The sequence below is a fragment of the Viridibacillus sp. FSL R5-0888 genome, from assembly GCF_038009105.1.
GTDB lineage: Bacteria > Bacillota > Bacilli > Bacillales_A > Planococcaceae > Viridibacillus > Viridibacillus arenosi.
Genome location: NZ_JBBPAU010000001.1, coordinates 447,168 through 460,672 on the forward strand (window position 1 = coordinate 447,168; position 13,505 = coordinate 460,672).

Here is a 13,505-nt window from a genome sequence, read left to right on the forward strand (position 1 = left end):
GTGTTTTTTTGTTGGGAAAATTGCTAATCGAGGAGATTTGGATGAGTTGAACGGAGGAGCGAGTTGGTTAAATGGAGCCGGAGTGAGTTAAAAAGGCGAGTAGGTTAAAAGAGAGCCGGAGTGAGTCAAAAGATAGCGAGAAGGATAAAAGCAAGCCCGAGCGAATTAAATAGAAGCCTGAGTAAGTTAAATCAAAATCCAAGTACATCAAATGAAACCCAAGAATCTCTCACAAATGTTTAATTCAATAAAATACAGGACAAGATGAATTGTGAAGACATTCAAGGAGGCAATTTTATGACACATAATGATAATCATATTGAAAAGGAAGATACGCTTACCAATAGACAAGGGCATCCTATTACAAACAATCAAAACTTGAGAACTGTTGGTAATCGTGGGCCTGCTACTTTAGAAAATTATGATTTCCTAGAGAAGATGAGTCATTTTGATAGGGAGCGTACACCCGAACGTGTAGTACATGCTCGTGGAGCAGGGGCACATGGTTATTTTGAAACGTATGGAACGGTAGGTAATGATCCTGTTTCCAAATATACTAGAGCAAAGGTATTCCAAGATAAAGGGAAGCAAACACCAGTTTTTGTTCGATTCTCGACTGTAATACATGGAAATCATTCACCTGAAACTTTACGTGATCCCCGAGGATTTGCAGTGAAATTTTATACTGAAGATGGTAACTGGGATCTAGTAGGGAATAATATTAAAATCTTCTTTATTCGTGATGCTATGAAATTTCCTGATATGATCCATGCATTTAAGCCAGATCCTATTACGAATATACAAGATGTTGAGCGCTTTTTTGATTTTTGTGCAAGTTCACCAGAATCATTCCATATGGTCACTTTTATCTACTCACCTTGGGGGATTCCTGCAAATTACCGAATGATGCAAGGATCTGGGGTGAATACGTATAAATGGGTGAATAGTGATGGAGAAGCTGTTTTAATCAAATATCACTGGGAACCAAAGCAAGGAATAAAGAATTTGACGCAACAGGAAGCTGAAGAAATCCAAGCGAAGAATTTTAACCATGCTACTCAGGATTTATATGATGCGATAGAAAATGGAGATTATCCAGAATGGGAATTAAATGTTCAAATCATGTCTGATGGAGAACATCCAGAACTCGATTTCGATCCTTTAGATGATACAAAGCTGTGGCCAGAAGATCTATTCCCGTGGCATCCTGTAGGGAAAATGGTATTAAATAAAAATCCTGAAGATTTCTTTGCAGAAGTGGAGCAAGTATCATTTGGAACAGGTGTATTAGTTGATGGATTCGATTTCTCTGATGATAAAATGTTGCAAGGTAGAACATTTTCTTATTCAGACACACAGCGTCATCGTGTCGGAGCAAACTATTTACAACTCCCAATTAATGCGCCGAAGAAACGTGTTGCTACAAACCAAAACGGTGGTCAAATGTTGTATAAGCGTGATTTAGCGCCAGGACAGAATCCGCATATAAATTATGAGCCATCCATGCTTGGTGGCTTGCATGAAGCTAAACAAAACGCAAAAGAGTATACACCCTTTATAGAAGGCAATTTAGTGCATGAATCCATTGATCGACAAAGTAATACGAAACAAGCAGGGGAAACGTATCGTAATTTTGAGGATTGGGAAAAAGATGAGCTTCTAGAAAATCTTATCGGTGATTTATCAAGTTGTGATGAAAAGATCCAAAAGGCAATGATTGCATTAGCAGAGGAAGCCGATGATGACTACGGTCGTAGACTAAAAGAGGGACTGCAAAATGCTGAAAAACACTCGTCTACGCAAAGGCCGTTAGCAAATATTGATGGAGATAATGCTCCTGAAGATGCCATTGAAAAAGGGCATGACGCAGAGCCGTATTAAAATGAAACGTGAGGATGATAAACCTCACGGTTTTTGCTATTGTTTTCTACTTAAAAAAATAGTCGATTGCCAAAAAAGAAATACAGCAAATTTATTAATATATAAATAAAAAATTGCGCATGCTATAGAAGGTATTTTTCGTCACTGAGTCAAATTGTTGGAATATCCTATTTTTAGGGTATATGCTTTACTTGTTACAAAATTTTAAAATAGAAAAGGAAGTAGACATTAAATGACTATTAAAGTAAAAGCAATAATAGGTTCAACTAGCTCAACTTCAAATAATTTAAAACTTGTAAACTTCATGAAAAAACGCTATGCAAACAAATTGGATATTACACCGGTATTAATTAATGACGTTGAAATGTTCTCAATTGATATTGAAAACAATCCACCAGCTGGTGCAACAGCTTTTAAATCGGATGTTAAAGATTCTGATGCAGTATTATTTGCTGTTCCTGAATATAACTATTCCATTCCAGGTGCATTAAAAAATGCAATTGACTGGTTATCACGTGGTGGTGATTATACAATCAAAGATAAACCAGGGTTCATTGTAGGTTCATCTATGGGTGTTTTAGGTAGTGTTCGTGCTCAAATCCATTTGCGTGAAATCCTTTCAAATCCAGCTTTAGCGCCAGTACTACTGTCAGGGAATGAAGTATATATAGGTGCTGTTCATACGAAGTTAAACGAAGCTGGCGAACTAATAGATGAAAGTACAATTGCATTCCTTGATACGGTAGTAGACAACTTTATTGCTTTTTACGACAAACATACTAAATAAAATATAGCTCCCTAAGTACAATCATTATGACAAAAAGCTTCTACTCTAAGACGTATAGAGAAGAAGCTTTTTTTTGTTAAAATTTTTCCTTCAACATTTGCATGCGATTATTAAACAATGTTGGATAGGACAAAAATCCAAGGAAAATACTCGATACAGCCGCTGTCGTAAGCAAGATGAAAACGATTAGCAATTGAAACTGCACTGCCTGGATAGGGTCAGCTCCAGCAATGATTTGACCACTCATCATGCCTGGAAGTTGTACAAGTCCGATCGTTTTTTGGCTTTCTATCGTTGGAATCATGCTTGCCTTTATCGCACTAATTAATTGATGATGAATAGCCTGTTTTGGTGTTCCACCTAATGATAAAATGAGCTCTACTTGATCACGATGCGCGTGCATTTCAGCTGTGAAACGATTTAAGAATAAAATGGATAGTACCATAGAGTTCCCGATGATCATTCCACTAATTGGAATAATATATTGTGCAGTTGCGGGTACAATGTGGAAGCCTAGTAGTATGGCTTGCGTCAATACTTCAACAGTCAGTAAAGTAACTGCAATTTTCCACGTAATCCCGTCTATAGATTTACCTTTTTTACGTGCGTTTAATGTAGCAGTTCCAATCATCAAAGCGATCATTAAGAAGATATAGATAAAATGATTGGAATCAAAAACAAATTTTAATACATAGCCGACAGCAAGTAACTGGATTATGGAGCGTATAGTAGCAATAAATGTATCTTTTTCTAATCCGAGTTTTAAAGTTTTTGATAAAATTAATGGAATAAGTACGAAAATCAATGTTAAGGATAATGCTAAATAGCTCATTTAATCACCCCTTGTACGAAGCGTCTTACAAGCTCATTTTGAGGGTCCTCTAATAGTTTGCTTTCTCCAGTTTCAATGACTTCACCTTTCATTAAAACCCAAGTATAGTGACCAATTTTTAATGCTTGGTCAAGATTATGTGTAATCCAAATCATCGTCACATTATATTTTTCGTTGATTTTGACGATAAGTTCTTCGATTTCTTTTAATGAAGCACGATCAAGTGCAGATGTAATTTCATCAAGTAACAATATTTCGGATTGATTGACAAGGGTTCTTGCAATCGATACTTTTTGGCGTTGCCCACCTGATAGATCATATGCATCTTTATGTAAAAAGGCGTGTTCCAAACCAACATCATCTAAATATGAAATAGCATCTTCTTCAGTTAGTTTCTTATTTTGCAATGCCAACGGAAGCTCTAAGTTTTCAAAAACTGTGCCTTTGATCATAGGAGCAGCCTGTAATGCCATTCCAACATTTCTACGTAAATCAATTGGATCATAAGTAGTAATGAGCTTATTGTGAATAAAAATTTCGCCAGCAGTAGGGGAGATTAAGCCGTTGCACATTTTGAGTAAAGTAGTCTTACCTGCACCAGAAGGACCAACAAGCGTTGTGATTTTTCCCTTAGGAAAAGATCCTGTAACGTCTTTAATTATTTGAGAGTCGCCAATTTGAAAATCAACATGGCTAAAATGTATGGCGGGATCGTATACAGTATCCATTTGTAAGCCTCCTAAAAAAAGTCTTTACTATAAATGTACCATAGTTCAAGAATAATCTTCTATATAAGAGTCGGTTGAGTATTCAATAGTTAAGCAAGTGACGTTAAACTTTTATAATCAACGTGTCAGATTTTCGATATATTACTTTTACATCCCAACACTACCCTTTCAACTAACAATATTGGGTATATTATAATTACACCAAAAAGTAAGATTTGATATGCTGAGTGCCAATGACCTTTTTGCATCCAACAGAAGAACAAACTATATTAGGGCGTTATATCTTGTTAAGGTGGGAACCAAATGCATCGTATTTTATTACATTATCAATAAACAAGACTAGTGAAACAACAAATCTTAATGAAAAAAAGGGGAATATTAGCATGATAAAAGATATTTATTGGACATGTTTTCAATATGAGGATTGGGAAATTTATTTAGCTGCTACAGACCATGGGCTTAGTTATGTAGGCATTAGTATGGATGAGTTAGAAACGATGTCTGCAAAGCGGTTTAAAAAGTATAGCCTAATAGAGTCTGATGAAAAATTAGAAGCATATAAAAAAGAGTTGATCGACTATTTAAAAGGTGTGAAACAGGAATTCGTGATGTCTCTAGATACAGGTGGCACGGAGTTTCAACAAGCTGTTTGGAAAGCATTACAAGGTATACCTTATGGCGAAACAACAACTTACTCAGCCATCGCCAATCAAATAAATAATCCAAAGGCAGTACGAGCTGTAGGTACAGCAATTGGTGCAAATCCAATTCTGATAATCGTACCATGTCATCGTGTTATCGGAAAAGATGGTCAACTTACAGGTTTTCGTAGCGGTATACCGATGAAAAAAGCACTACTTGCATTAGAAAAATAAAGTACATGAGACATGAAAATGAAGAAATTATTTTACCAAATTGATGCAAAAAAATTGAGTTTCTTCCTATATAAATAGTAACTATAAAATAAATTGATAACGTTTGCGAGATTCTCATATTACCTTTCAAATATTTTATAGTTCACATAACCTAATAATGTCCGTCTGTTTGAAGTTGTCTTGAAAAATAATACGATTCCAATTTTTGTTTGAAAACTCAAATCAATCTAATGTGAAAATCGTTTATTTTATTGGCGTAAATTATATTTTGGCAAAATGAAAAGCCAATTCAAAATTTGATTGAATTGGCTTGAGAATTTGTAAGTTTATTGGTGATGAGGGAAGAGTGGCAATGTCCCTAAGAAAATAATGTCATCCCTTTTAATAGCATCACCTTCTGCTAAAATAGCTGCTTTTGCAACAACTCGACCGCCTGCTTTTGTTACTAGCTCTTCTAATACTTTGATAGATGCCCCAGTGCTAATTACATCATCAATAATTGCAACCCGCTTATATTTTAAAAAGGCTACGTCATGGAAGTCTAAACATAGGATTTGTTTTTCGTCTGTCGTAATGGATTTCACTTCATGAATAAGTGGTTCAAGCATATAAGCTTTTAATGATTTACGCGCTACGACATAACGTGGTAATTTCATACGCTTTGTAAGTTCATACACTAAAGGAATCCCTTTTGCTTCTGCTGTAATGAGTAGATCTACATCAGGTAGCTTTTCGGCAAGGGCAGTAGCTGCTGCATCCACCATCTCTATATCACCTAATAAAACAAAGCTAGCTATAGATAGATTTTCTTTAATTTGAATAATGGGTAAATGTCGCTTTAAACCCACGACATGTAATTCATAAGTTTTCATTGCATAAAATCCTCCGATTTACAAAATGACTAATGAGACAAATTCAAAAAATACCCGATGGCTTATATAAATAGGTCTCTAATAGTCTTTACATTTTCAGATGATTTAAGTAATAATGCGCATCATCAAAAAATAACGTGACACATTCCTTAATATAACAATTTCACGATGACTACCTAGATATTTTCAATACACTTTACTGGAAGTATACGGGATTGTTCGATTCAAAAACAATGTTATCACCTTTAAAACTATTGTTCAAATTAATAGTTGATGGATTACTGAGAAAATTAAGAAATTTACAGTGTAATTAATGAAAAAATATAAGGTTCATGAGATAGAATAACGGTTTTCAAAACATGTTTAACGTTAAATAGTGTATACTATGACTAATTACGATGGTGGAAGAAGGGACTAAGTATGAAGTCGAAATATCCAGATGATAGCTTAGCGCTACATACAGACTTATATCAGATAAACATGGCAGAATCTTATTGGGCAGATGGTATACATAATAGAAAATCAGTGTTTGAGCTGTATTTCAGAAAATTACCATTTGGCAACGGTTTTGCAATTTTTGCTGGTCTAGAAAGAATGCTGGAATATTTACGTGATTTCCGTTTTAGTGAAAGTGATTTAGAGTATTTGCAAAATGATTTAGGTTATAGCGAAGATTTTATAGAATATTTAAGAGATTTACGCTTTACCGGAGATGTATATTCAATGGTTGAAGGTGAATTAGTCTTCGGTAATGAACCGATTGTTCGTATTGAAGCGCCTTTAGTAGAAGCACAATTAGTTGAAACGGCGCTACTAAACATTGTCAATTATCAAACATTGATTGCTACAAAAGCAAGTCGTATTAAGCAAATTGTAAAAGACGATGTAGTAATGGAATTTGGTACACGTCGTGCACAGGAGATGGATGCAGCTATTTGGGGTACACGTGCAGCAATTATTGGTGGGTTGGAATCGACAAGTAATGTGCGAGCAGGTAAATTGTTTAATTTGCCAGTTGCAGGCACTCATGCTCACTCCCTTGTTCAAGCTTATAAAAACGATTACGAGGCGTTTCATGCTTATGCAAGACGTCATAAAGACTGTGTATTTTTAGTTGATACGTATAATACATTAAAATCAGGAGTTCCAACTGCGATCAAAGTAGCAAAAGAACTGGGCGATAAGATTAACTTTATAGGTATTCGCTTAGACAGTGGAGACATTGCATTTTTATCAAAAGCGGCACGTAAAATGTTAGATGACGCTGGATTCCCAAATGCCAAAATCGTTGTATCAAATGATTTAGATGAATATACTATTTTGAACTTAAAAGCTCAAAATGCAATGGTTGATATGTGGGGTATTGGTACAAAACTAATTACTGGTTACGATCAACCTGCTTTAGGTGCAGTGTATAAAATAGTATCCATTGAAAAAGAAAATGGGCAAATGGAAGATACCATTAAAATTTCTGCTAATGCTGAAAAAGTGTCGACACCTGGGATGAAAAAATTATATCGCATCATCGATCGTGAGAATGGTAAAGCAGAGGGTGACTACATTACGATGTTTGATGAGGATCCTCAATTAGAGGAACGTATTAAAATGTTCCATCCTGTGCATACATTCATCTCTAAATTCGTCACTAATTTTGAAGCAAAAAATTTACACACAAAAGTGGTTGAAAATGGACAAGTAATCTACGAAAGTCCTTCTGTACAAGAGATGCGAGAGTACGCAACTGAAAATTTAGACTTATTATGGGATGAATATAAGCGTTCTTTAAATCCAGAGGAATATCCAGTCGATTTAAGCCAAAAATGCTGGGATAATAAAATGCGTAACATTCAAGAAGTGAAAGATATGGTTGAACAAATCGATCTTGGGTAAGGAGGTAAGTAGTATGTCAAATTTACAAAAACAAATTATTGAAGAACTAAGAGTACTACCAATAATCGATGTACAAGAAGAAATTCGTCGTTCAGTAGATTTCCTAAAAGCATACGCACTTAAGCATTCTTTCGTAAAAGGTTTTGTTTTAGGTATATCTGGTGGTCAGGATTCCACTTTGAGTGGTAAACTGGCGCAAATGGCAGTAGATGAACTAAATGCACAAGTTGGTAAAGATCAATATTCTTTTTGGGCAGTGCGTCTTCCATATGGAGTACAATCAGATGAACAGGATTGCCAAGATGCAATTGATTTTATCCAACCGACAAAAGTATATACTGTAAATATTAAGGCAGCTGTAGATGCTGGTGTACAAGCTTTGGCTGATGCGGGAGTTGTACTTTCTGATTTTGTAAAAGGGAATGAAAAAGCACGCGAACGTATGAAAGTTCACTTTGCAATTGCAGCAACAAATGCTGGGATTGTCATTGGGACAGACCATGCGGCAGAAGCCATTACCGGGTTCTATACTAAGTTCGGTGATGGCGGGGCAGATGTTGTACCGATATTCCGCTTAAACAAGCGCCAAGGTAGAGCGTTACTTGAGGAGCTTGGATGTCCGAAACATTTGTACGAAAAGACACCAACAGCAGATTTAGAAGAAGAGCGTCCTTCATTACCCGATGAAGTTGCGTTAGGTGTGACATATGATCAAATTGATGATTATTTGGAAGGTAAAGAAATTCCTGATGAGGCTCGTAAAGTCTTAGAAGGACATTACTTACGTTCGCAACATAAACGCCACCTACCAATAACTGTGTATGATGATTTTTGGAAGTAATTAAATAACATAGATGAGCCGAATCCCGAAGTGGGGATTCGGTTTTTTTGTATTTCTTTAACCGAAGGACGTGAATTGGTGAAAGATATTATAAACAAACAATTAATTAATAAAACAGATACCTGTTATCATTTGAAAATTTAGCTCTAAAGTAGATTTTAAAATTATGAAGAAAAAGGGGGTTAGTAAAGAGCTTTAAGGAGCAATAATATAAGGAACTAAACAGATGAATTGAGCTAAAAGTTGTTCTACTCTGTGATTTGTTAAAGGTTTGTAATCAAACGAAATACAATGGACATGGTATAATAAGTCCAATTATATAAAAAGACTCGGTTCATAAGACTTATTTTTTTGGTCTAATGGCTTAAAACGATAGACTTTGTAAAGTGGAGGTTCAATTGATGGAAACACAAGAAAAGCTTCAAGAGGTCGTACGTAATATTGAAAAAGTTATGATAGGTAAAAAACATATTGCTGAATTGAGTGTAGTATCATTACTTGCTCAAGGGCATGTTTTATTAGAGGATGTACCTGGTGTTGGTAAAACGATGATGGTACGTGCTTTAGCAAAATCAGTAGGAGCGCAATTTAAACGTATACAATTTACACCGGATCTATTGCCTTCGGATGTTCTGGGTGTATCCATTTATAACCCAAAAGATATGGAATTCCATTTTCGACCAGGGCCAATCATGGGCAATATCGTATTGGCTGATGAAATTAATCGTACTTCTCCGAAAACGCAAGCTGCTTTACTTGAAGGTATGGAAGAGGCTGCTGTGACAATCGATGGTGAAACATATAGTATACCAAAACCTTTTTTTGTAATGGCAACACAAAATCCGATTGAATATGAGGGTACCTATCCATTGCCAGAAGCACAACTCGATCGATTTTTGTTAAAGATGAAAATGGGTTATCCATCTTATGATGATGAAATTGAAGTACTGCGTCGTGCTGAACAAGGAAAGCCAATCGATTTTTTAACATCTGTCATTACATTAGAAGAGTTAATTACTTTGCAACAACAGGTGAAAGATGTTTTTGTTGATGAAGTTGTGAAAGGTTATATTGTTGATTTATCTCGTGCAACGAGAGAAAACCAATATGTATATTTGGGTGTTAGTCCACGAGGCTCGATTGCATTGATGAAAGCTTCGCAAGCATATGCATTACTTCGTGGTCGTAGTTTTGTAACACCTGATGATGTTCAGTTTTTAGCACCATTTGTATTCTCACACCGTATAATGCTAAGGCCTGAAGCTCGTTATGATGGAGTTTCACCTGAAGAAATTATTGGACGCATTTTAATTAATACAGTTGTGCCCATTAAAAGGTCTGCAAATCAATGACAATAAGTAGGTTACGATATGTTTCAGGGAGAATCCTACGCCTGATGCTAGTCGTTTTGCTACTGCTTAGTACTTTAGCATTTAGCATCATAGAAGGCGGTTTTGTAATCTGGTTTGTCTTTTTCATGTTACTTCCTTTCTCAACGTACTCATTGCTGTTATTTTTTACACCTTTAAAAAAAATGAAAATAGAGCGTAGTATTGAACAGGAATATATGAGAAATGGTGATTCATTGAAGATGACAATGACTCTAAAACGCAATAATAGATGGCCTATTGTATATGCAGTTATTCGTGAAGCGATGCCAAGTGAAGCATTGGTAAATGCAACGACGCAACCAATGCAAAGGTTATTGTTAATTGGATTTAAAAAGGAAGTTAAGTGGACGTATGAGATTGAAGAAATACCGCGGGGGGAGCACTTTTTACAAGGCGTTGAAATAACAGTAAGTGATTTCTTTGGATGGATTAAAAAAACGCAAATCATCCCTGCGAAACGTACGGTTGTTGTGTATCCAAATGTGACGAAAATGATTTTCAGACCACTTGATATGAGCATGCAAACAGGAACTGGACCGGTATCTTCCACAATTGTACGAGATACGACGATGGTATCAGGGTTGCGCGAGTATCAATCTGGAGACCGGATGTCTTGGGTTCACTGGAAGACATTTGCGAAAACGGGAGAGCTTCGGACGAAAGAATTTGAAGATCAACAATCACAAGATTTATGCCTTGTGCTAGATTGTTCTCCATCAGCATTATTTGAAGAGCAAGTTGAGTTTGTTGCCTCTATCTTAAATGCAAGTGTTCGTCAGCAAATTACGATGGCGTTTTTGTCGGCAGGTAGAAATCGTGTGCTTTTTGAAGCTACGCAAACAGAAAGCCAATTGCAAGAGGTGATGTTCCATTTGGCGAGTGTACAAGATGATTTGGGAGATTCAGTCAATCATTTGTATGAACAAGATCGTACGTTAGCGAATGCGGCTCAAATTCTTTTTGTGACAAGTGAGCTTACAACAGAGTGGCTTGATATTTTAACAAAGGTATCAAGGTCATCTCGTGCCTGTGTATGTTTTGTTATTCGAAGTAAAGGACAAGTCATGTCTACCCAAGAGCAGGCTATGGAGAAATTGGCTCGTACACGTGGGATAAGAGTTATTACGATTGCTAAGGAACAATTTACAGAAGCTTTTACGGGGGTGTTGAAATGACACATCATCCTATTAAGCGAATGATAGGATTAGTGGCACTCTATATAGTGATTTTCTTCATGTTAAGAGAATGGCTTCTGCCCATAGTGAATTTGACCAATACTGGTCATTTAAACTTATTCTTATTATTCGTAGGTATCTGTTTACTGGCGAATATAGTCCATTTAAATGGTTGGATATCGGCCATTATAAAATCTGCCTATATACTCTGGTTTTTAATGTACGTTTATACAGGAACGAAAGTATTTTCAATTGAGAGTGTACTAACATTAAGCAGTGATCTTCAAAATAGTTGGTTAGCATTGATGCAAAAAGATTGGAACGGTGTGGAGAATTCATTTCGAAGTATCTTATTCTTTATCTTACTTTGGATGACAATTTATCTAATTCACTATTGGATAACGGTGAAGCATACTATTATTCATTTCTTATTCGTAACGATTATATTTTTAGTATTGTTAGATACTTTTAGTGAATATAATGCAAAGTTTGCCATTATAAGAGTTATGTTTTTAGGATTACTTTTACTAGGAACTTTATATGCTAATCATTTATTTGAGACAAATGCTGTAGAAAGGAAAGATATAAAGTATATCTCTGTCCTAGTTCCGTTAGCAGTTATGCTTATTGCGAGTACTGTATTTGCCTATGCGATGCCTAAAAAAGGCCCGATGGTAACTTTACCAAAATCACTTTCTACTCTAATGGACCAACAAGGTAAAGGCAGTTCTGCTATTGGGAAAATTGGTTATGTTGAGGATGATAAAAAGCTAGGCGGACCATTTAAAATGGATGCTCGAATCGTCTTTAATGCAAAGGCTGATAGTAATCAATATTGGAGAATTGAAACAAAGGATATTTATACTTCTAAGGGATGGGAACGTAAAAAGGGTGATGTCTATGTCGAAGCTTTTAATCAAAATGAGAACATTCCTTTAAGTATTAAACCAGGAAGTAAAATGGATCAAACTACTGCAGAAATTGAAATGAAGAAAGATTTCAAATTCATTATGCAGACATATGGTTTAATGAAAGTTGGTAATGTAGATCCAGGAATGTCTTTCTACCGAGAAATAGACGGTGAAAAAATTCGCTCTTTAAAGGGCGAAGATGAAATTGCGTTAGAAGCGTATACGATATCTTATAGTTCACCAAAATATAGTTTGAAGGCACTCAAGAAAACAAATGTAAACGATTTGGATAAGTTATCGAAGGATTATAATACTTATTTGCAATTACCTAAAACACTGCCGAAGCGAGTAAGAAAACTTTCAAAAGACATTACGAAAGATGAAAAGAGCTTATATGGTAAGGCTAATGCAATTGTAGATTATTTTAAATATAACGATTATGTCTATAGCCGTGATAAAGTGGCGATTCCAGGGAAAAATGACGATTATGTAGATCAATTTTTGTTCGATACAAAAATGGGTTATTGTGATAATTTCTCAAGCTCTATGGTTGTCATGTTGCGTTCTATTGGTATTCCAGCGCGCTGGGTAAAAGGTTTTTCTGAAGGTGAAGAAGTACAGAATGTTGCAGGCCAACAGAAGGAATTTGTCATCACAAATAATAATGCCCATTCATGGGTAGAAGCATATTTACCTGGAATAGGCTGGATGTCTTTTGAACCTACTATAGGCTTTGAAGGTTTTGATAATGTGTTAGATGATGTGAAAAATCAACAAGAACCTACACCAATCAATCCTAAAAAAGAAGACAAAGAAGAAAAGCAAAAACAACAAAAAGCTGATAAGAAGAAAGAAGAAAAAACAAAAGAAGAAAAGCAGAAGCAAGAAAAAGATGAAAAAAAGGCTCAAAAATCAAAAAAAGCAGAACCTGTAATGAGTAAGAAGTTTACAATGGTGATAGCGATAATTATAGGAGCTTTGATAGTACTATCTTTAATTCTAGTATTATTGCGTAGAAAGTGGATACCAAAAGCAATAATTACTTTTTATCGTATGAAAAAACCTGAGAATATTTCTTTAGACCATGCTTACCATCAATTATTAAAACAATTAGAGCATGCTGGTTTGAAAAAGGGGAATGGGCAGACCTTGCAAGACTATGCAAATTATGTAGATGAACGATTAGGTACAACGCATATGAGTAAAATAACTGCTTTATATGAGCAACAAATTTATAGTAATAATTACGCTCAATGGGATTGGTTAGATATTAAAGAAAGTTGGGAATATTTAATCAATCGTACAAGCGGTTGATTTTAAGT

General features: G+C 35.5%; 11 protein-coding genes. 8 read left to right on the forward strand and 3 right to left on the reverse strand.

Going from position 1 to position 13,505, the window contains the following annotated elements:
- Positions 1-297 precede the first annotated feature (297 nt).
- Both MKY02_RS02255 and MKY02_RS02260 read left to right on the forward strand, forming a co-directional pair.
- Positions 298-1,881 (forward strand): catalase, encoded by a 1,584-nt coding sequence (locus MKY02_RS02255; protein ID WP_340710556.1) that lies wholly within the window; start codon positions 298-300, stop codon positions 1,879-1,881.
- A gap of 232 nt (positions 1,882-2,113) precedes the next feature.
- The gene (locus MKY02_RS02260) at positions 2,114-2,668 is read left to right on the forward strand and encodes an NADPH-dependent FMN reductase (protein ID WP_081729998.1); all 555 of its coding nucleotides are present in this window, start codon (positions 2,114-2,116) and stop codon (positions 2,666-2,668) included.
- Between the two features lie 76 nt (positions 2,669-2,744).
- Here the strand turns inward: MKY02_RS02260 and MKY02_RS02265 are convergent, their stop codons facing one another.
- Both MKY02_RS02265 and MKY02_RS02270 read right to left on the reverse strand, forming a co-directional pair.
- On the reverse strand, positions 2,745-3,500 hold the full coding sequence (locus tag MKY02_RS02265) for an ABC transporter permease (RefSeq protein ID WP_038179377.1): 756 nt from the start codon (positions 3,498-3,500) through the stop codon (positions 2,745-2,747).
- Positions 3,497-4,228 (reverse strand): ABC transporter ATP-binding protein, encoded by a 732-nt coding sequence (locus MKY02_RS02270; RefSeq protein WP_038179375.1) that lies wholly within the window; start codon positions 4,226-4,228, stop codon positions 3,497-3,499. The genes MKY02_RS02265 and MKY02_RS02270 overlap by 4 nt, the downstream gene beginning before the upstream one ends.
- Positions 4,229-4,611: 383 nt before the next feature.
- On the opposite strand from MKY02_RS02270, the gene MKY02_RS02275 reads away from it, so the two are divergent.
- Entirely contained in the window at positions 4,612-5,103 is a 492-nt protein-coding gene (locus MKY02_RS02275) for a methylated-DNA--[protein]-cysteine S-methyltransferase (RefSeq protein WP_038179373.1), read from the forward strand.
- A 326-nt stretch (positions 5,104-5,429) separates the two neighbouring features.
- Here MKY02_RS02275 and MKY02_RS02280 read toward each other — a convergent pair whose 3' ends face one another.
- Complete coding sequence (locus tag MKY02_RS02280) at positions 5,430-5,975, reverse strand: phosphoribosyltransferase family protein (protein ID WP_038179372.1); 546 nt, start codon at positions 5,973-5,975, stop codon at positions 5,430-5,432.
- Between the two features lie 420 nt (positions 5,976-6,395).
- On the opposite strand from MKY02_RS02280, the gene MKY02_RS02285 reads away from it, so the two are divergent.
- The 5 genes from MKY02_RS02285 to MKY02_RS02305 all read left to right on the forward strand — a co-directional run bounded on the left by MKY02_RS02285 (position 6,396) and on the right by MKY02_RS02305 (position 13,497).
- Complete coding sequence (locus MKY02_RS02285; RefSeq protein ID WP_038179369.1) at positions 6,396-7,865, forward strand: nicotinate phosphoribosyltransferase; 1,470 nt, start codon at positions 6,396-6,398, stop codon at positions 7,863-7,865.
- Between the two features lie 13 nt (positions 7,866-7,878).
- Complete coding sequence (nadE, locus tag MKY02_RS02290; RefSeq protein ID WP_038179367.1) at positions 7,879-8,706, forward strand: ammonia-dependent NAD(+) synthetase; 828 nt, start codon at positions 7,879-7,881, stop codon at positions 8,704-8,706.
- Between the two features lie 401 nt (positions 8,707-9,107).
- Positions 9,108-10,058: an AAA family ATPase gene (locus tag MKY02_RS02295; RefSeq protein ID WP_038179365.1), complete on the forward strand. Its 951-nt coding sequence runs from the start codon at positions 9,108-9,110 to the stop codon at positions 10,056-10,058.
- Between the two features lie 44 nt (positions 10,059-10,102).
- Positions 10,103-11,272, forward strand: a complete 1,170-nt coding sequence (locus MKY02_RS02300; RefSeq protein ID WP_076035268.1) for a DUF58 domain-containing protein — start codon at positions 10,103-10,105, stop codon at positions 11,270-11,272.
- Positions 11,269-13,497, forward strand: a complete 2,229-nt coding sequence (locus MKY02_RS02305; RefSeq protein ID WP_340710559.1) for a DUF4129 domain-containing transglutaminase family protein — start codon at positions 11,269-11,271, stop codon at positions 13,495-13,497. The genes MKY02_RS02300 and MKY02_RS02305 overlap by 4 nt, the downstream gene beginning before the upstream one ends.
- Positions 13,498-13,505 lie beyond the last annotated feature (8 nt).